Below are 18,263 nucleotides of genomic sequence, written 5' to 3'. Positions count from 1 at the left end.
AGGGAAACCTTGGTTTGATGATAAACTGGGTTACATTAACACACCCTGAGTGCCTAACGCGCGCCCTAAAAGTATGAACAAAGCTGATTTAGTCCAAATAATCATTCAACAACTTGAAGATAAATTGCACGTTGCTCACGCCTCGACACAAAGAGCCATTGACGCCGCGACCGATGAAGAAACAGTGCCAGAGCACAAGTACGACACCCTAGCACTTGAAGCTTCGTATCTGGCGCACGGGCAAGCGATGCGTGTGCAAGAAAGTGAAGAAGAGCTTCGTCAGTACCGTGCTCTTGTCCTACGTGACTTTGTCAATGCTCGTATCGCGGTTGGTGCTTATGTGGAATTAGTCGACGAGAACGATGTTGAAAAAACCTTTTTTATCGGTCCTTGCTCTGGTGGACTGACTGTTAAATGGCAAGGCAAAGAGGTATTTGTACTTACTCCAAAATCTCCCCTTGGTCGTGCTTTGATTGGCAGAGAAGAAGGGGAAGAGATTGATGTAAAAATTGGAGATAAAACAAATTGTTATGAAGTCGTGACGATTTGCTGACATCGTATCCATAGTTGGTTGTTATAGTTAAGCGGAATAATCATGAAAAAAGAGAAAGTAATGAAGAAACTGCTCACACTCTCATTGTTGACCATCAGCGCCAGTGGCTATGCAGCCCAGTGTCGTGTCGATATTAACAACGAAGTTCGTATGGATGGTCAGAACTTAGAAATCGTACATACCAATGGTGAAAAAGCGGTTGTCGATGAAGACAATAACCTGTTCATTAAAGGCGAACTGATTGAGCTTGATGATGATCAGAAAGCGGCAATCGAGAATTACCGCGAGAAGATGAATGCTTATATTCCCCAAGCAAAACAACTGGCAAGTGATGGCTTAGCATTAGCGAACGACATTATTGATGACATTGCGGTCAGTCTTGATGCGCCAGACTCGTTTGATAATGTTAAAGTCGCGATAAAGGACTTCTTCGCAGATGTGGAAGCGCGTTACTACAAAGATGGTGATTTTATTCTGCCTGCTGACAGTTTTGAGTCGATGACAGAATCGTGGTCAAAGGACTTCGAGAAGGCACAAGAAATTTTCAACAAAGAATTCCTAGCCAGCGCTTTTGATGCGTTGTCTGCCAAGATGAAAGAAGATGGTGGTTTGAATTTAACTGCACTGTCTGAAAGCATGACAGAACTGCAAGCTAAGGTACAAGAACGCCTAGCAGAGCACTCGAAAGACGTAGAGAAACAAGCGGAAGATTTGTGTGAATCACTGGATGATATGGCTGGTGAAGAACAGGATCTGCTGAAGAAAATTCCAGAGCTAAAAGACTATCAAGTCTTCACGATTTAATTTGCGAAGCAGAAACAACAAAGAGCGCCTATTATCGGCGCTCTTTTTACATGGGTACTATTCAGTATCTATTCGAGTTATTCAGCATTCATTTGAGTTAACTTGTCACCCACTGGTTTTGAGAAGTTAAAGCCATCGTGTTCATCCCAATTGATTGACCATGTCATCACACCAGCGTAGTTCGGGTAGTTGAACGCTGGTTTCACTGTGCCACATGAAGTGCCCTTGGTTAAGCAATCTAACGCATCAAGGATGTTCTGTGTTGGTGCTTGACCAGAGTTAGCTGAGCTCGGTCCCGATGGCAAGCCAATCGCGACTTGGTCATCACGCAGTGGCTCAAACATGGTGCCATCTGCTAATTCAAAGCCTTCAATCAACATCTTAGATTGCGCCACCATCATATCCACTGAGCCTTCTGGTGCCGATCCTGGTAAGTAAGGGTTTGGCAAACCACCATTGTTGTACAACTGTACGTGTAGTAGGTCGAGCGTGCTGCGTGTCTCATTGATCACTGGAATGTATGCGCCCCAGATGCCGCTGTAAGCCACATAGCCACCTTGCACGTAAGGGTGTTCTGGTGCCATGGTGAGGTACATATCGCCGCCCATGTTCTGTTCAATTTGCAACAAAGCTCGGCCTAAACGCGCTTGGATTTGCGAACCATGCAGTAGGTTAGAACCACTTTCTAGATCTACATCCAAACCATCGAAGCCCCATTCGGCAATCAGTGCGGTCAGGCTCGATACAAAGTTTGCTTCATCTTGGTCGGTGTTCAGTGTAATCGTACCTTCAGCGCCACCAAGAGATAGAACAAACTTCTTACCTTTGGCTTGCAATGCAGCCATGTCTTGTTTGAACTGGGTTGGATCTAATGCAGGACAATCACTATAGATGTCTCCAGAGTACAAGTTGAAATGTACGGTACCATCGCTGTTGCGGTCATTTTCTGCAAAGGCAATATCAATCACATCCCATGCATCAGACATATCAGCTAAGCGGATAGGGCAGCCTGCGCCGTTCACGAAGTTGTGCCAGTAACCAATCAACTTGTGGCGTTTCTCGGTTTTCTCGACCACGGTAATTGAAGCTGCATCAGAGAGTGCTGTTGTGCCTGAAAGGTCGGTGGCTTGAGCGCTTACCGTAAAGTTGCCTATCGCGGCTGGTGTCCAGTTCGTCGAGTAAGGTGCCGTCGTGTCTGTTGCGACAATTGCTCCGTTCACCATAAAATCGACGTGTTTAACGCCGGAGGTTAATGAGGTTGCATCCGCGCTTAGGACGAGATTTTTACCTAAACCTACGGTTTGACCTGCACTCGGTGACGTCAATGAAATCACCAAGTCTTGGTCACTCACTGTCACGTTAACAACAGACTCGGAAATATTATTATCGTTGTCTGTTGCAACGGCTTTAAGTTGATTTGTGCCAACTAGCGTTGCATTCCATAAAACGGAATATGGCGCTTGAGCGACCACGCCTAAGCTGGTGCTATTAGCAAAGAACTCAACTTGACTCACGTTACCATCTGCATCACTGGCATCTGCTGAGATCTCAACATTGCTACTAGCAAGTAAGACTTGACCTTCACTTGGTGCGGTAATAGCAACTTGAGGCGGCGTTGAGCAGGCTCCTAAGCCAGTCCACGCATCTTGCCAGTACAAACCTTCACCCGGTTCATAAGCCCAGGCTGCATCAGAAGAACACCAACCTGCAACATCACAGCGGTATTTCTGGTTGAGGTTAGAGACTAGTGTAGCGACTTCATAGCGGTTACCGGAAACATAAGGCACGGCGTCTGCACAACCACCAGAGTTGGAGTCACTGACGACGAGTGAGACTTCTTGACTCATGGTCGATAGGTTTGAATCGTCGGTTGCTTGCGCTTTAAAGGTATGAGTTCCAACTGCTGCAGTCCAGACGTATTCGTACGGTGCAGTGGTATCGACGGCAACCGATTGGTTGTTTATGAAGAACTCAACTTGGGTGACTAAACCATCGCTGTCTGCTGCATCGGCGGTTACCGAAATAGTGTCACCTACACTTGGTGTTTCTGTGCCTGTTGGGTTCGTTAGAGAAACGACTGGCGGTGGTAGTTCGGTTTGTGGTTGAACGAAGATAGACACATTGGTTGTGGTTACGGCACCTTCATTGTCGGTTGCGATCGCCGTTAACTGAGAGACCCCCTCCAATGCTGTCCAGTCAGCTTGAAACGGGGATTGGGTTACAATAGCCACGGTTTGGTTCCCGGCAAGAAATTCAACTTGAGCGACTTGACCATCTTCATCTGCGGCATTGGCTAATAAGGTGATCACGCTGCCTTCTGGGATTTGCGCATTATTCGCGGGAGAAGAGAAGGACACCGTAGGAGGTAGGTTTGTACTGCCACCATCACATTGACCAAGACCTTTCCAAGCCTCCCATGGACCTGAATTGTTTACCGGATCATTACCTTGTGTCCAGTACGCCGCTTCATACGCAGCCCCTTTGGTTTGCACTTGGTCACCGGAGTTATAAACCGTTGTGTTATCCCATACAGGTAAAGTTTGGCAATTGTAGGCTTGAGCTTGATAGCTAACACTAAGGGTCGCTATCACTGCACCATGCAGTAGAGTGAACTTCATTTTTCTCTCCTTGAGTTACTCGATGTTCGCAAGAACATGAACAGATATAGTTAGATAACTAGTTGATAAATAGACCTCAGGAGAGAAAATCGAAGCGTTATGTTTCACTTTTCAACACGAAATCACGCTGAACTATTCATGCTTTACAAGCCGACTCATTATTTTTCGGCTCACTTCACGCTGATTTATAAATTCATCAAAAGGACAAAAACGGATACGTGGTGAATATGAGATGTACGTGGAAATTTACAAACTGAATGTCTGCTAATTGATCCGATTGTCGAGTAATTAACCTAATCACTCTTGTTGAGTAGACGATATTGCTATAGTGTACTAGTCAGCTAGTTCATTGGTATTTTGTGTGAGTGGTATGACACAACAAACTTCTTCTCAGCCTCGTGAGCATTTTGGCTCTCGTCTTGGATTCATCTTAGCGGCAGCTGGTGCTGCGGTGGGTCTAGGTAACATTTGGGGTTTTCCTACTCAAGCAGCAAGTAACGGCGGTGGTGCCTTCTTGTTGGTTTACTTGGTGATGATTCTTATCGTTGCATTTCCAATGCTGGTGGTTGAAATGGCGATCGGTCGTCATGGTCAAGCCAACCCAGTTGATAGTATGCGCTCTCTAACAGGCAACCCAATAGGCAAAAAGCTTGGTGGTCTTGTTGGTTGGATTGGTCTGAGTGTGCCAAGTGCCGTTTTGGCATTTTACTCGATTGTTGGCGGCTGGTTGATTTGCTTTATGTTGGGGGCTATTACCGACATTATGGGCATGGAGGCAGCAACACAATGGTTGAAAGGCTTCAGTGTTGAGCGCAATTTGTTTGGTACGATTACATTTTATGTATTAACCATTTTGATCGTACAAGGCGGCGTGAAGCAAGGCATTGAGAAATGGTCTACACGACTAATGCCTGCACTGTTTGTTCTATTTGGTCTGCTGTTCATCTACATCATGACGCAAAACGGTGCGATGGAAGGTTTGAAGCACTACCTAGTGCCTGATTTCGAGAAAGTATGGGATCGCAAGCTTATTCTTGCAGCAATGGGACAGGGCTTCTTCTCTCTGACCATTGGTGGCTGTTCGATGCTTATTTACGGCTCTTACTTAAGCAAGAAAGAGAACCTACCGAAGATGGCAATGAACGTAACCATGGTAGACACCGCGGTTGCCTTTATTGCGGGTCTCGTGGTGATGCCTGCGATGTTCGTTGCGATGCAAAAAGGCGTTCAAATCTACGCAGAAGATGGTTCGCTATTGAGTTCTGATACGCTGGTATTTACTGTTCTGCCATTGATGTTTGATAGCTTAGGTTTGCTTGGTCAACTGTTCTCAATCGTCTTCTTCTTACTACTGACGATTGCGGCACTGACATCATCTATCTCGATGCTTGAATGCCCAGTGGCATTGGTGGGTGAGCGATTTAACACCAAACGTAGCACGACGAGTTGGGTTTTAGGTGGTCTGATTGCGCTATTTAGTGTGGTTATCGTATTTAACTTTGGTGCTTTGTTTGGCATGGTTGCGACTATCGCAACGCAATACTTACAGCCTATGGCGGCGCTATTGTTCTGTTTATTTGGTGGTTGGGTATGGAACCGTCACTCGAAGATTAAAGAACTTGAGCAAGGCTGTCCGGAGTTCACTCAAGGTTGGTTCGGTAAGCTGTGGCCGGCATACGTGAAGTTTGTTTGTCCGATTCTGGTCGCGACAGTTATCTGGGCTTCGTTCGGCTAATCAGCTTACGCAAAGCACAAAAGAAAAGGGCTTGATGAATGCATCAAGCCCTTTTTTCTATTCGTTGCTTACGTTGTCCGTATTGGTTAGCGATTAACGGAACTGGCCAGCGTCAGGCAGAAAGTCAAAGCCCGCCGTAGCTAGTTTTGCTTCAAGTGCAGCTCGGTCGATATCAAAGAATGCAACCAACTTATCCAGATCACCACCAAAGTCATCACGCAGCTTCATGTTGACGATGCTCATCAGCATGATTGGATCCATGGATTCGAAGTTCGTTAGATTCATTACTTATCCTCGAAATCAGAGATCAGTAGGTTTGCTGCAGCAAATGCTGCTTTATCACGAACGTCTTTTGGTAAAGACTCGTCAGCAGCAACATCATTTAGTGCTCTTACTGCACATGAGATTGCTTGAGGAACGTAAGCTTGGTCGCCACTACCAATTTGAGCGTAAAGCTCACGAACCAAATCACAACAGCCGTATACTTGCATGGCTAAATCCTTAATAAATGATAACTGCTCTCAAATATACACATAGCCGTTTTGAAACTCAAAGCAGAGAATTGTTTTGGCTCAAATTCACAGACAACTTGAGCAAACATTCATCACTGTAATTGTGCTTCCAATTGAAGTGTGACTTCTGGAGAAAGATTGAGCTGCTTCGCAAGCTCTTGTAAGTAGGCTTTTTCCATAAAGTTTTGTTCATCTGCCACAATCAATGACGCGAGATAAATTTCTGATGCTTGTTGCGGTGATGTTGCCAAGCGCGCAATTTCTGCAGGATCAAGAGGCTTGTGAAGTTCTTGATGAACCAGTTGTCTTACGTGTTCGTCCGCGCCCATTTCTGTCAGGGCTTGTTCGATACGAGCCATCTCTTGTTCATCGACATGACCATCAGCTTTGGCTGCACCAATCATGGCTTTAAGGATCAGTTTCGCGTGTTTGTTGTCATCAGGATCGAAGGTTTCGTTGACGCCTTGCGTATCCTGCTTCGCTTGCCAATCGTTGTAGACTTTGTAAGCCAGAGCACCTAACGCCGCTGCGCCACCGACTTTTAGAGCTCCAGTGCCCACTTTCTTCGCCATCTTTTTGCTTTTCTTAGAGCCCATTAGCATGCCGATAAGACCGCCACCAATTGCGCCCGCACCAAGTGTTTTCAGTTGGTTAGAGCTCGATGAAGATTTGATATTGTTAGTTTGTTTACCAAGAGCATCGGCGCCTTGCTTGAGTAGGTCTGATTTGAGCGCTTGGTTAAGAAGACTTTTTAGATCCATGAGTGACCTCCTTACTAGATTAAATCCAGTGTAAGGTGATGAATCTGAACCAAAGATTAACAACGCAAATATCAGAGAGGGTCTATACCCATAAAAACAGACGTAAAAAAGGGCTGACCGAAGCCAACCCTTTTCATCGCTATGTATTCAGTACAATGTGCTTAGTGCAGCTTATTGAAGTTGAGCTTTAACGTGCTCAACGATGTCTGCCATTGCAACTGCGGTTTTCTCACCAGTGCGGCGGTTCTTATACTCGAAGTTGCCTTCTTTCATTGAACGATCGCCGATCACGATAGTGTGAGGAATACCGATAAGTTCCATATCAGAGAACATTACGCCTGGGCGCTCTTTACGGTCATCGAATAGTACTTCGATACCCATAGCCGTCAGTTCAGCGTATAGCTTCTCAGCCGCTTCTTTCACTTCTTCAGACTTGTGCATGTTCATAGGAACGATAGCTACTTGGAAAGGCGCTAGTGCGTCTGGCCAAATGATGCCGTATTTGTCGTGGTTTTGCTCAATTGCAGAAGCAACAACACGTGAAACACCGATACCATAGCAACCCATTTCTAGGATTACGTTTTTACCGTCAGGACCAAGAACACCACAGTTCATTGCTTCTGAATAAACATTACCTAGTTGGAAGATGTGACCAACTTCGATACCACGCTTAAGCATTAGCGTACCTTGACCACATGGGCTTGGATCGCCTTCTACTACGTTACGCAGATCTTCAACTTGACCTAGTTCAACGTCACGATCCCAGTTGATACCGAAGTAGTGTTTGCCGTCGATGTTTGCACCCGCGCCGAAGTCGCTCATTACAGCAACAGAGCGGTCAACGATGAATGGCAGCTTAAGACCTACAGGGCCTAGAGAACCAGCGCCAGCACCGATAAGTGCACGCATTTCCTCTTCTGATGCCATCTCTAGTGGAGAAGCAACTTGAGGTAGGTTTTCTGCTTTCACTTCGTTTAGCTCGTGGTCACCACGAACGATAAGAGCGATGATGTCAGCATCAACTTCGTCAGACGCTTTCACGAATAGAGTTTTAACCGTCTTCTCGATTGGTAGACCGTGCTGCTCTACAAGTTCCGCGATTGTTTTCGCGTTTGGTGTATCAACCAGTGTCATCTCTTGAGTTGGCTCTGCGCGATCACCCGCAGGCGCTGCTGCTTCTGCTTTTTCAATGTTCGCTGCGTAATCAGACTCAGTAGAGAATGCGATTAGGTCTTCGCCGCTTTCAGCAAGTACGTGGAACTCTTGAGAGCCGCTACCACCGATAGCGCCAGAGTCAGCAAGTACTGGACGGTACTCAAGACCCATGCGATCGAATGCTTTACAGTAAGCATCGTGCATCGCTTGGTAAGATTTCTCTAGACCTTCTTTGTCGATGTCGAAGCTGTATGCATCCATCATGCAGAATTCACGTGCACGCATTACGCCGAAACGTGGACGACGTTCATCACGGAATTTAGTCTGGATTTGGTACAGGTTTAGCGGAAGCTGTTTGTAAGAGCTCACTTCGTTACGCACAAGGCTAGTGATCACTTCTTCAGCTGTAGGGCTAAGAACAAACGGACGAGTATGACGGTCAGTAAAGCGAAGTAGCTCAGGACCCATCTTCTCAGAACGACCTGTCTCTTCCCATAGTTCAAACGGCTGAACAACGGGCATCAAAGTTTCGACTGCACCTGCATTGTCGATTTCTTGACGAACGATGTTTTCGACTTTACGCAGCACACGTAGACCAGTAGGCAGCCAGGTGTAAAGACCTGAAGCCAGCTTACGGATCATACCCGCGCGTAGCATGAGCTGGTGGCTCACTACTTCTGCGTCGTTTGGAGTCTCCTTCAGAGTAGAAAGAAGATAATTACTGGTACGCATTAAATTTATCCGTTTATTAAAGTTAGATACTCAAGCCAGAATGGGCAGGAGTATGAAGGTCCCACGAGGGGAAAATTGTTAGCCGCCTATAATATCAGCCAAATGCCTTTGTCAAAAGCTTTCAATCGCAGTAACTGTTATTAAGTTATCGCTAACCGTGAACTTGACGTTTAAATCGAACAAATTTACCGCATATTCCTTGCTGTCAGGCTTGTTTTTCTTGTAAGCCGGACGAGGATCTTGTGCCAGAACTTGCTCGAGAACTGTTTTCACATAACCAGTATCGTTACGCTTTTCGAGTGTTTCCAGTGCAATGGAAGAGAAGTCTACCTGAGATGTTTCGGGCTCTTCTTCTGCGTAACCCCCCTGTGCTTCTGTAATCGAATCCGAGTAAGGGATATATGGCTTAATATCGATAATTGGTGTGCCATCGACTAGGTCTACGTTACCAAGATCTAAATAGACCTGATCGCCTTTCTTATTGATGCCTTTGACTTCCACTGCGGACATGCCGATACCGTTGGGTCTGAAGGTAGAACGTGAAGCAAACACGCCAATACGTTCGTTTCCGCCCAAACGAGGGGGACGTACCGTCGGCTTCCATCCTGCTTCTAAATTCTGATCAAACAAAAACAGTAACCATACGTGAGAAAATTGCTCTAATCCACGCACGGCTTCGGGGCTATTTGCCGCACCTTGTAGTTTAACGCGCGAGCGTGCTGCGGGTACCAAACGAGGCTGGCGAGGAACGGCGAATTTCTCTTTATAAGGGCTTTCGATAATGCCAATCGGCTCAATGGAATACATGAGTAGGATCTTTAACTGGGGTTTAAAGAGCAAAGTATCACAAATTTTGCTTGCTTTTCTTGTTGAGAATGATTATTAATTAAAATGTTATAACATAGCAGTTAATTAAAAGGACAAGTTATATGAAACCAGGTATCCATCCTGAATATCGACCTGTGGTATTTCATGATACTAGCGTAGATGAATATTTTGTTGTGGGTTCAACGTTGCAAACCGACCGAACGATTGAATGGAAAGATGGCAAAACTTACCCATATTTCACACTCGATGTATCGTCTGCGTCTCATCCGTTCTATACCGGGAAGCAACGTGTAGTACAAGCAGAAGGTCGTATTGCGAACTTCAATCGTCGTTTTGGGCAATTTGGCAAAGATAAGGATTAAGAGATGAAAGTCGTTAAGTCATTAAAGAGTGCAAAAAACCGCCATCCTGATTGTCAAATCGTCAAAAGAAGAGGGCGTTTATACGTGATTTGCAAAACGAATCCACGTTTTAAGGCGGTGCAGAAATAACCATAAATATGGTGGTAATTTATGGAATGCGATGAGTTATAATTCTGATTTATGATCTATATGTGGGTGATATAACTATATTTTTGTCGATTATAGGTCATAAGTTCGACTATTCGTTACATTCTGTAACGTTTTGAACTTTCACTTAACCCTTGTGTCGAGTACCCTGCGCAAGCTTTGTGACATTTTTGTCACAAACGCGCAGGAATAAATACAAGGAGGGAACAGATGAGTTCATCTGCTTCAATGAAACAAAACTCGCCAAAGAAGCCACTATTTACGCGCTTCTTAGATACAGTTGAATATTTGGGGAACCTATTACCCCACCCAATCACACTTTTCGCCATTTTCTGTCTTGCAATCCTAGTTATGTCCGGCATTGCTGGTTACTTTGAAGTTTCCGTTGTTGATCCTCGCCCTGAAGGTGCTCCGGGTCGCGCTGCAGATGGCATGATCCAAGTTGTAAGTTTGCTAAATGCTGAAGGTTTACAACTGATTGTAACTAACCTAGTGAAAAACTTCGTAGGCTTCGCACCGTTAGGTACCGTACTGGTTGCGATGCTTGGTGTTGCCATTGCAGAACATTCTGGCCTACTTTCTGCTGCAATGCGCGGTCTTGTAATGGGCGCATCTCAGCGCATGGTTACAGTAACGGTTGTTTTCGCTGGTATCATTTCAAACACGGCTTCTGAGCTTGGCTACGTGGTACTGATTCCGCTAGCGGCGATGCTGTTCCACTCTTTAGGTCGTCATCCACTTGCTGGTCTAGCCGCTGCGTTTGCTGGTGTATCTGGCGGCTATTCTGCCAACCTACTTATCGGTACGGTTGACCCTCTGTTGTCTGGTATTACTGAAACAGCAGCGCAGATGATTGACCCAACTTACACCGTTGGTCCAGAAGTAAACTGGTACTTCATGTTTGTTTCTACCTTCTTCATCGCGATTACAGGCGCATTTGTAACTGAAAAAATCGTTGAGCCAAAACTTGGCAAATACAATGATGAAGAAGCGGCAGAAGACCTATCTCAAGATAAAATGGGTGGTTTGACTGACGTAGAGAAGAAAGGTCTTAAGCTGGCGGGTATCGCAGTACTGGTCGTTTCTGCACTACTGGCATGGACTATCGTTCCGGCTGATGGTGTTCTGCGTTCTGATGCAGGTACGGTTGCGGGCTCTCCATTCCTAAAGAGTATTGTTGCGTTTATCTTTGTTTTCTTTGCAGTACCAGGCTTTGTTTATGGTCGCGTTGTAGGCACCATGAAAAATGATCGCGATGTGATTGATGCAATGTCGAAGTCAATGTCTTCAATGGGTATGTACATTGTTTTGGTATTCTTCGCCGCTCAATTTGTTGCTTTCTTCAAGTGGACAAACTTTGGTCAGGTATTTGCGGTTGCGGGCGCAAGCTTCCTGCAGGAAATTGGTCTAACTGGTCCAATGTTGTTCTTCGCCTTCATCCTAATGTGTGGCTTCATCAACTTGATGATTGGTTCGGCATCAGCACAGTGGGCAGTAACAGCGCCAATCTTCGTACCTATGTTGATGCTGGTGGGCTACGCACCTGAAACTATTCAAGCGGCTTACCGTATTGGTGACTCAACAACGAACATCATTACACCGATGATGAGCTACTTCGGTCTTATCCTTGCGGTAGCAACACGCTACATGAAGAACTTAGGTATCGGTACGCTGATTGCTACCATGCTACCTTACTCAATTGTCTTCATTGTTGGCTGGAGCGTTCTATTCTACCTATGGGTATTCGTATTCGGTCTACCAGTAGGTCCAGGTGCGGCAACGTACTACACGCCTTAACTAGGAGCTTCACTCAGCTCAATCAAAGCCTGCGTTTATCGCAGGCTTTTGTCTACTTATAGCCCTGCAAAACGATACGTCAGCCCGACTTCAAATGACCAACCGACATCACGCTGAATCAAAGGACTCTCACTATCATGATGAATGAATTCAGCCTTTGTAATGCCTATCCAAGATGGTGTGAACTCATACAAACCAATAACTCCGGCTTGATAAACAAAAGTAGAATCGGCCTTAAATTCTTTTAGTCCTGATGCTGCCGCTTCTTGTGCTGAAACACTGTACAGATGGTTAGAGAGTTTTTTATCTCGGTAATCGACTTCTAGAAAGGGGGTGAGGGTAAACGGTGGTAACCAAGTTTCTAGCGTCCGACCGAGATGCAGTTGAACTTCGTAGCCATTATGTTCTGAGGTGACATCATGCAGATAAGTCAATCTCGCGCCAACAGTGCCTAAAGTAATACCAAGTTCACCATTCCCATCACGATCGTCAATACCGTTTGGCAGATCGGCAAACGTATCGGAGACTTCCGCGAAGCGCCAGTTTGCTGATAGCCCCACATAAGGTAACGCTTGCCAGTTTGCTAAGCTACCATCGACAAAACCGATAGGACCGGAATAGAACAAGTTAGGGGTGGCACCAAACTGAGGCTTGTCTTTGACGGAAAAGACGTTTTCGCCATAGGTAACGCTGCCTCCCACAATGCCAAAAGATTCTTGATTGGCAAGTGAAGTGGCAGAGACAAAAAGTAATGATAGGGGAAGGACGATCCGTGCATTCATAAATAAAACTCCATTCTTGTTATAACTACAGAGAACGGAGTTTTCGGATTTATATTTCATTGGTGAATTATTACAACGGAGAAGTAGGTGTTGCTTGACGTTTGATAAGGAGTCAACTGAAGAGCGTGCCTCACTTCTTCGTTTGAACTGGCGAGACCATTTCCTCACTTGATAACCTGTTTTGATGGAAAGGCATTATGAAGGCAATTCTTCACCATTCCACTCTATATCAACAGTCGAAGCCGCAGCCAATTTCACTTTGTTCTTCCTTGCTAATTGAAGCAGTTCAAAAACGCTCAACATTTGGCTCCTGATTGGTAAGTTGTGTTGCTGCATTACGTTGACGCCAGATAGCCAATCCTGCCAAGTATTTGTTTTGAAGAGAGATAATAAGCCTTGTGCGATAAGCGAAACCGCACCTAAATGGTGTAACTGCGGTTTTGTAGGAAAAGAGAACGCAAGTTCGGGAAACAATTGAATACATTGCGGTGAGAGCAGGTGTAAACCACTAGTGGCTCTTGGGTTGCACTCGATTATATATAGCTCATTGTTTGTCTGGATAAAATCAAATGAAACTTGACCATGGTAGCGATGCCGGTGTCCAAAAGCAGTCATAAATGCATCTAATCGATCATCAAATACTGGTTGAAATGCACTAGCGGCAGAGCCATTTACGCAGTTTTTGGGTAAATAAGCTTGGTGCGCTCTCATTTGACCATGTTCAAAAATCGCGTAGTTGCAAATAGGTGCTCCGTGGATTTTTTCTTGCTGTACCCAAGGGTGTTGAGTCGACATCGTGAGAGTGGAAATAGACTGACGGGTAATATCTCGTATCACTTCACCGCCGAATCGAGAGTAAACTGGTTTGAGTACTGAGCCAGCATCAATCTCAATGTCATGTTTATCGGTAACCAAACGAGTTTTAGGTAGGGAAATCTTGGGTAAATCTCGAAGTTGGTCAAAGACGGTAAACTTGTTGTGCAGTGAGCGCAGTAATGTCGAATTGGGTAGAAAAAAATGGACTCTCGGACACTGTTGGGCGATGTGTGCCAAATAGTACACTTCTTCACAAGTCGGTATCACCATATCAATGCGCTGCTGAGTTAGTAAATTGAGGATCTGTTGCTGGTAAGTAGGAAACGAAAATCGAGGTGAAGCCGTTTTTACGTAATGCTCAATGCCTCGTAAAAACGCCCCCAGAGGTTGTGCTAATGAATCAGTGAGAACGACATCGTGTCCATGGTTCATACACATTGCTGCCCACTCTAATGCGACGGGGGCTCGGGCGCCAGTGATTAAAATCCGCATGTATTCACCACTCGTCGTTGTTTGTTCATCGGAGTCCAAATCGGAGCGGGGCGATAATTGAATGTGACTGGATCAAGCTTTAGTTGATCAAACAGTTTTACTAGGGCTCGATAAATGCTTGGGTGGTGGTAAACATCCGCCTCGATTTGAATAGCCTGCGCTCCGGTTTGGGTGATTCGGTAATCGACACGATCCTGAATTTCTAAAGTGATGGATCGGTAAATAAGATCAGGCAGCACCGACACTGGTACTTGGCTTGCGTTCAATGTTAGGCAGTCGCCACATCGCCCAGCAATCGCTCCGAGTGGTTCAAATACGCCGTCGTCCTGTTTGCTCTCAATGATATCGTCAAGTTGGTAGCGAATAATTGGCTGAGTTTTGCGACGAAAATCAGTGATTATAGGGCTGTAATGAGTGCGTTCAGCGTTTAGCCAATGTTTTTCAATATAGACAATATCTTGATTCCATCGCATTTGTCCTTGTTGGTCCGTGCACGCAAGAAAACCTTCAGTACATTGATAGACTTCATGCAATTCACTATCGAATTTTTGAGAAATATAGTGACGGTCGCTCTCGGTTAGCACCTCTGCTCCAGAAATGATCCGCTTTGGCTGGATCGCTGGCTGACCAAATTGACCACTGAATTGAGCACAGAGTTGAAGGGCTTGAGCGCTACCAACCAAAAGCGTGGGTTGAAACTCATCTAGTTCCTTTATCCACTCTTGGTAAGGTTTGTTTAAATCAGCATAAAAGAACGTAACGGGACCTTTTGCTACGGATTTATACAACGGGCTGTTGGCTCGCAGGGCAAGAGCAATTCGATGTTTTCCCCACAAGCCGGGTAAGAGGCGACCCAAAATGTTGCCTGCCCAGAGTTGCGTTTCTTGTTTATCCGCGAGGAACAATCCACGCATACCAGAGGTGCCCGAAGACAATCCAACAGTTACATTGCCAACTTTTGAAGCTGCGAAATTACGTGATTGTTCTGCCTCTAACGCCTGTTGCATTAATGAGTTTGCATCCAAACCTTTTGTGTTTAACTCAGAAAGATTTTCCATCATGGTTTGCTTATTCATGATTGGGAAATCACAGAGTGACGCTCCTTGAAATGAATGATAATAAGGAGAATGACGACACACCCAATCCAGATGTTGTGTTATCTGTTTTTGTTGCCACTTTTCAACATGTGTTCTTGAGCTAAAAGGGCGGTAGCGTGTACGCCAAAACTCAGAGAGAAAAGTTCTCACACTATCCATCCTTCTGTAATTAACTGCTGGATTGTCGCTTGGCAATGAGAAGGCACAAAGCGCACAAAGTGATGGGTATTCTGGTAGCAATTTCTCAACTCAGAGAGTGTTTGTTTGTAAGCTTGGGTATCATCGCAAAGCATGTTCGCGAGCCAATGTTGATCGATGTTTTCACTCAAGCTCTCGATTAACCAACAGGCATCTGCTAATAAGAACAGCCAACCTTGTTCTCTCTTCGCTAAAAGCCCTACTTGACCAGCAGCATGCCCGGGTAAACTCACCATATAAATTAAGCCGTCGTTGAACATATCTTTACAAAGCAGATCAACGCCTTGGCAATGGGGAAGGATTTCACCAATTGGTATGGAAAAATCACGGTGCATGACCAAGTTGGATTCGAGTTGTTGAGGGAGTAGCGCTTTTAGGTATCCTTTTCTTACGCCTCCCACTCGACCACTCTTAGTTAGGGCGTCCACTCCTTTTTGTTGGCAATGTAGTTGAGAGTGCGCAAACTCAGACACGGCAGCGATGTGATCGGCATGGAAATGAGAAAGAACCAAGTGTTCAATCTCATGAGGTCCGATTTTCTCTTTTGCTAACTGAGCCACAATTCCGTGCTCTTTTTGATAGTGGCATGGCGTTGTCCAAGCATAAAAGCGTTCAGGGAAGGGGCGAGTGGCACGGAAAAAATGTTCGTGATACCCCGTGTCAAACAGAATGTTACCTTGAGTTGGGTGTTGAATTAACGCGACAGCCGCTGGAAACGATCTTGGTTTTAACCCAGAGCCGGGCTTGACGACAAAACCAGGGTGTACGCAGTGCCCAGCCTCAAAGATTTTTATTTTTAGACCAGTCTGCATACTGTTGGATTCCTTCTTGAACTGAAAAAAGTGGTTGGTAATTCAGCTTTTGTTGCGCCTTACTGATATCTAGAGTTTGGTGATAGTTAAATAGCCCTGCGCTGTATGAAGTGAGCTTTGGCTCCGGTTGGTGTGGTAAGCGCATCCGTATTTGCTCACTGAGTTTTAATAACGGCAACACAAAGCGGTATGGGAGTGATGTTAATTTAACGTTTATGTCCAATGCTTCACATAAAGCTCTTAGCACGGTCTCAATCGGCATTGGCTCATTATTGGATATATTGAAGATGTCACCATGTTGAAGTTGTTCCGCTTGAGTACAAGCAAGCATGGCAGCATGGGCAACATTATCGACATAAGTCAGATCAACAACTGGATTTCGCCCGGATGGCAGAAGTAGTGTGTCGTTTTTTATCGCTTTAAGTACCCTTGGGATAATCGCGCGATCGTTCGGACCGAAAATACCACGAGGTCTTAAAATGATCGTTTTGCTGTGCCCTTGTATGGCTTCAAGTTCAGATAAGTATTTAGTGTGCGCGTAATCATTACACCAACGCGAAGCAATATCGTCTGTTTCTCGGATGTTCCACCTGTCTTTGTGGTCAAAATAGACGCTGGTGGAGGAGATATGGATAAAACGTGGTACCTGATGTGCATTCGCTGCGCAGATAAGGTTTTTTGTGGCATCTACATTGGATTGATAAAATGCTTCCCACTTACCCCAAGGGCTTGAGAGTGCAGCGCAATGGATGATCCCATCCATACCTTGGCATACTTCATGAACCGCTGATTTATCCTCTAAATTGATTAAATGCGGTGTGACATTGAATTGGTCTGTGAGTTGTTTTGCGATGACAGTATTTCGCGCAGTAAAGTGCAGTTCATGTTGCTGGTGAAACATTCGTAGAATCGCACTACCCAGCATACCACTGCCACCTGTGACTAATATTCTCATAATTTAAGTACGCCCATCCCCAACGAGAGCCCAGCAGCAGTGCCCGCCAATAACACATGTTTCCCTTGTGTGCCTGGTTGGTTGCGTAGCCAGTGCAAATTTATCGGCAGTGACGCAGCGACTTGGTTACCCAAAGTAGAAAAGTGATTAACGGTTTTCTCTTTTGGTAAACCGACAAGTGAGGGTAACTTCTTTAAACCGTGAGCACTCGCTTGGTGTGGAAGAAAGTAGTCAATATCGCGAAGAGTGACTGGAGAGGAGCTAAAGCCTTTTTCAAGAAACGCTGGCAAAGTTTTGCGCACATGCTTAAACAGTGCTTTGCCTTCCATCTCAAATTGGCAGTTTTTCAAATAGGCTTGATGCTCTGAAGTATGCGGGTTGATATGACTGCCTCCCCCCTTAATTTGACAGAATGAATACCCAGCGTGATGCGTTTCAAAGTGGCTTGTGATCAGCCCTTCATTCTCTGTTTGCTCTAGTAAAAACGCTGCTGCACCATCGGCAAATAAGGTTGCAACTTCAGGTTTGAGTGTGAAGCTGCGATTCAGTGTGATGCCCGTAGCAAGCTCACTGGTGACAATAATAATACGTTGGTAGCGTTTTGCTATGAAAAGGTTCTGAGCAAGATTGAGAGCTGAGAGAAAAGACAAACAGGTACTGTTTAAATCAAAACTTTCTAGCGATGTCGGGGCGTCTAATGCAGCTAAAACTGCTGAAGCATCATAAGGTAAAGCCTGATGATGTGTGCCACTGGCATAAATAAGGAGGTCAACAGAACTTAGCGAGTGTGTGTTGCCGAGACATTGCATTATCGCTTGCATTGCCATATATACAGCGGTTTCTTTCGTGCTGGCTACATGACGATATTCAACATCAAATTTGTTTCGACAAGTCCCTGAGGGTAATTTTAGGAAGTGATCCATCTCCCGATCTGACCATTGATTGACTGGCAGATAGCTTCCACTGGAAAGGATATTAAAGCCCATTATTTTCTACAAAGTTATTAAAAACGCCGTTCAAAATAATTTAAGTTGCATATTGGGTCTATATCGAAAAGGTTAAAAAAATAAGTGAGACAATGCGAATGGGAGCGATAACACGCTTTGT

The 18,263-nt window shown here is 45.2% G+C and carries 18 protein-coding genes; 6 read left to right on the top strand and 12 right to left on the bottom strand.

Annotated features, from left to right (window positions below; translation table 11 throughout):
- The first annotated feature begins 73 nt into the window (after positions 1–73).
- Positions 74–553, top strand: a complete 480-nt coding sequence (locus J4N44_RS12985) for a GreA/GreB family elongation factor (protein WP_252044523.1) — start codon at positions 74–76, stop codon at positions 551–553.
- Positions 554–613: 60 nt separating this feature from the next.
- Entirely contained in the window at positions 614–1,357 is a 744-nt protein-coding gene (locus J4N44_RS12980; protein WP_026000226.1) for a YggN family protein, read from the top strand.
- A 77-nt stretch (positions 1,358–1,434) separates the two neighbouring features.
- On the opposite strand, the gene J4N44_RS12975 is transcribed toward J4N44_RS12980, so the two are convergent.
- Positions 1,435–3,975, bottom strand: a complete 2,541-nt coding sequence (locus J4N44_RS12975) for an Ig-like domain-containing protein (RefSeq protein ID WP_252044522.1) — start codon at positions 3,973–3,975, stop codon at positions 1,435–1,437.
- 370 nt (positions 3,976–4,345) lie between these two features.
- Between J4N44_RS12975 and J4N44_RS12970 the strand changes: the two genes are divergently transcribed.
- Positions 4,346–5,710: a sodium-dependent transporter gene (locus J4N44_RS12970; protein WP_005446225.1), complete on the top strand. Its 1,365-nt coding sequence runs from the start codon at positions 4,346–4,348 to the stop codon at positions 5,708–5,710.
- Between the two features lie 93 nt (positions 5,711–5,803).
- Here J4N44_RS12970 and J4N44_RS12965 read toward each other — a convergent pair whose 3' ends face one another.
- The 5 genes from J4N44_RS12965 to tsaA all read right to left on the bottom strand — a co-directional run bounded on the left by J4N44_RS12965 (position 5,804) and on the right by tsaA (position 9,677).
- Positions 5,804–5,995 (bottom strand): DUF4250 domain-containing protein, encoded by a 192-nt coding sequence (locus J4N44_RS12965; protein WP_009698654.1) that lies wholly within the window; start codon positions 5,993–5,995, stop codon positions 5,804–5,806.
- A complete protein-coding gene (locus J4N44_RS12960) occupies positions 5,995–6,201 on the bottom strand; it encodes a YaeP family protein (protein ID WP_005446221.1) in 207 nt (68 codons plus the stop codon). Before J4N44_RS12960 ends, J4N44_RS12965 begins: the two co-directional genes overlap by 1 nt.
- Positions 6,202–6,314: 113 nt before the next feature.
- A complete protein-coding gene (locus J4N44_RS12955; RefSeq protein ID WP_047512749.1) occupies positions 6,315–6,983 on the bottom strand; it encodes a tellurite resistance TerB family protein in 669 nt (222 codons plus the stop codon).
- Positions 6,984–7,154: 171 nt separating this feature from the next.
- Positions 7,155–8,870, bottom strand: a complete 1,716-nt coding sequence (locus J4N44_RS12950) for a proline--tRNA ligase (protein ID WP_252044521.1) — start codon at positions 8,868–8,870, stop codon at positions 7,155–7,157.
- Between the two features lie 111 nt (positions 8,871–8,981).
- Positions 8,982–9,677 (bottom strand): tRNA (N6-threonylcarbamoyladenosine(37)-N6)-methyltransferase TrmO, encoded by a 696-nt coding sequence (gene tsaA / locus J4N44_RS12945; RefSeq protein ID WP_252044520.1) that lies wholly within the window; start codon positions 9,675–9,677, stop codon positions 8,982–8,984.
- 122 nt (positions 9,678–9,799) lie between these two features.
- Here tsaA and J4N44_RS12940 point away from each other — a divergent pair, with 122 nt between their 5' ends.
- The 3 genes from J4N44_RS12940 to J4N44_RS12930 all read left to right on the top strand — a co-directional run bounded on the left by J4N44_RS12940 (position 9,800) and on the right by J4N44_RS12930 (position 12,004).
- Complete coding sequence (locus J4N44_RS12940; protein WP_005446212.1) at positions 9,800–10,060, top strand: type B 50S ribosomal protein L31; 261 nt, start codon at positions 9,800–9,802, stop codon at positions 10,058–10,060.
- Positions 10,061–10,063: 3 nt separating this feature from the next.
- Positions 10,064–10,189, top strand: coding sequence for a type B 50S ribosomal protein L36 (ykgO, locus tag J4N44_RS12935; RefSeq protein ID WP_004744821.1), 126 nt, complete (start codon positions 10,064–10,066; stop codon positions 10,187–10,189).
- Positions 10,190–10,417: 228 nt separating this feature from the next.
- Positions 10,418–12,004: an AbgT family transporter gene (locus J4N44_RS12930; RefSeq protein WP_005446209.1), complete on the top strand. Its 1,587-nt coding sequence runs from the start codon at positions 10,418–10,420 to the stop codon at positions 12,002–12,004.
- A 56-nt stretch (positions 12,005–12,060) separates the two neighbouring features.
- Here the strand turns inward: J4N44_RS12930 and J4N44_RS12925 are convergent, their stop codons facing one another.
- The 6 genes from J4N44_RS12925 to J4N44_RS12900 all read right to left on the bottom strand — a co-directional run bounded on the left by J4N44_RS12925 (position 12,061) and on the right by J4N44_RS12900 (position 18,142).
- A complete protein-coding gene (locus J4N44_RS12925; protein WP_009698651.1) occupies positions 12,061–12,786 on the bottom strand; it encodes a MipA/OmpV family protein in 726 nt (241 codons plus the stop codon).
- A gap of 195 nt (positions 12,787–12,981) precedes the next feature.
- Positions 12,982–14,094: an ATP-grasp domain-containing protein gene (locus tag J4N44_RS12920; RefSeq protein ID WP_239923269.1), complete on the bottom strand. Its 1,113-nt coding sequence runs from the start codon at positions 14,092–14,094 to the stop codon at positions 12,982–12,984.
- Entirely contained in the window at positions 14,082–15,350 is a 1,269-nt protein-coding gene (locus J4N44_RS12915; RefSeq protein WP_029790436.1) for a F390 synthetase-related protein, read from the bottom strand. Before J4N44_RS12915 ends, J4N44_RS12920 begins: the two co-directional genes overlap by 13 nt.
- Entirely contained in the window at positions 15,338–16,201 is an 864-nt protein-coding gene (locus J4N44_RS12910) for an MBL fold metallo-hydrolase (protein WP_009698648.1), read from the bottom strand. Before J4N44_RS12910 ends, J4N44_RS12915 begins: the two co-directional genes overlap by 13 nt.
- Complete coding sequence (locus J4N44_RS12905) at positions 16,170–17,156, bottom strand: NAD-dependent epimerase/dehydratase family protein (RefSeq protein WP_101904550.1); 987 nt, start codon at positions 17,154–17,156, stop codon at positions 16,170–16,172. The genes J4N44_RS12910 and J4N44_RS12905 overlap by 32 nt, the downstream gene beginning before the upstream one ends.
- On the bottom strand, positions 17,153–18,142 hold the full coding sequence (locus J4N44_RS12900; protein ID WP_252044519.1) for a ketoacyl-ACP synthase III: 990 nt from the start codon (positions 18,140–18,142) through the stop codon (positions 17,153–17,155). The genes J4N44_RS12905 and J4N44_RS12900 overlap by 4 nt, the downstream gene beginning before the upstream one ends.
- Positions 18,143–18,263: the final 121 nt, after the last annotated feature.

The sequence above is a fragment of the Vibrio sp. SCSIO 43155 genome, from assembly GCF_023716605.1.
Lineage (GTDB): Bacteria > Pseudomonadota > Gammaproteobacteria > Enterobacterales > Vibrionaceae > Vibrio > Vibrio harveyi.
Note: the sequence above shows the minus strand (reverse complement) of the source record. Positions and strands in the feature narration are given on the sequence as shown.

Coding starts and splice junctions, on each gene's coding strand:
- J4N44_RS12950 (WP_252044521.1), bottom strand. CDS start 8,870: ATGCGTACCAGTAATTATCTTCTTTCTACTCTGAAGGAGACTCCAAAC.
- J4N44_RS12900 (WP_252044519.1), bottom strand. CDS start 18,142: ATGGGCTTTAATATCCTTTCCAGTGGAAGCTATCTGCCAGTCAATCAA.
- J4N44_RS12930 (WP_005446209.1), top strand. CDS start 10,418: ATGAGTTCATCTGCTTCAATGAAACAAAACTCGCCAAAGAAGCCACTA.
- J4N44_RS12955 (WP_047512749.1), bottom strand. CDS start 6,983: ATGGATCTAAAAAGTCTTCTTAACCAAGCGCTCAAATCAGACCTACTC.
- J4N44_RS12925 (WP_009698651.1), bottom strand. CDS start 12,786: ATGAATGCACGGATCGTCCTTCCCCTATCATTACTTTTTGTCTCTGCC.
- tsaA (WP_252044520.1), bottom strand. CDS start 9,677: ATGTATTCCATTGAGCCGATTGGCATTATCGAAAGCCCTTATAAAGAG.
- J4N44_RS12980 (WP_026000226.1), top strand. CDS start 614: ATGAAGAAACTGCTCACACTCTCATTGTTGACCATCAGCGCCAGTGGC.
- J4N44_RS12960 (WP_005446221.1), bottom strand. CDS start 6,201: ATGCAAGTATACGGCTGTTGTGATTTGGTTCGTGAGCTTTACGCTCAA.
- J4N44_RS12915 (WP_029790436.1), bottom strand. CDS start 15,350: ATGGATAGTGTGAGAACTTTTCTCTCTGAGTTTTGGCGTACACGCTAC.
- J4N44_RS12985 (WP_252044523.1), top strand. CDS start 74: ATGAACAAAGCTGATTTAGTCCAAATAATCATTCAACAACTTGAAGAT.
- J4N44_RS12910 (WP_009698648.1), bottom strand. CDS start 16,201: ATGCAGACTGGTCTAAAAATAAAAATCTTTGAGGCTGGGCACTGCGTA.
- J4N44_RS12920 (WP_239923269.1), bottom strand. CDS start 14,094: ATGCGGATTTTAATCACTGGCGCCCGAGCCCCCGTCGCATTAGAGTGG.
- J4N44_RS12975 (WP_252044522.1), bottom strand. CDS start 3,975: ATGAAGTTCACTCTACTGCATGGTGCAGTGATAGCGACCCTTAGTGTT.
- J4N44_RS12965 (WP_009698654.1), bottom strand. CDS start 5,995: ATGAATCTAACGAACTTCGAATCCATGGATCCAATCATGCTGATGAGC.
- J4N44_RS12940 (WP_005446212.1), top strand. CDS start 9,800: ATGAAACCAGGTATCCATCCTGAATATCGACCTGTGGTATTTCATGAT.
- J4N44_RS12905 (WP_101904550.1), bottom strand. CDS start 17,156: ATGAGAATATTAGTCACAGGTGGCAGTGGTATGCTGGGTAGTGCGATT.
- J4N44_RS12970 (WP_005446225.1), top strand. CDS start 4,346: ATGACACAACAAACTTCTTCTCAGCCTCGTGAGCATTTTGGCTCTCGT.
- ykgO (WP_004744821.1), top strand. CDS start 10,064: ATGAAAGTCGTTAAGTCATTAAAGAGTGCAAAAAACCGCCATCCTGAT.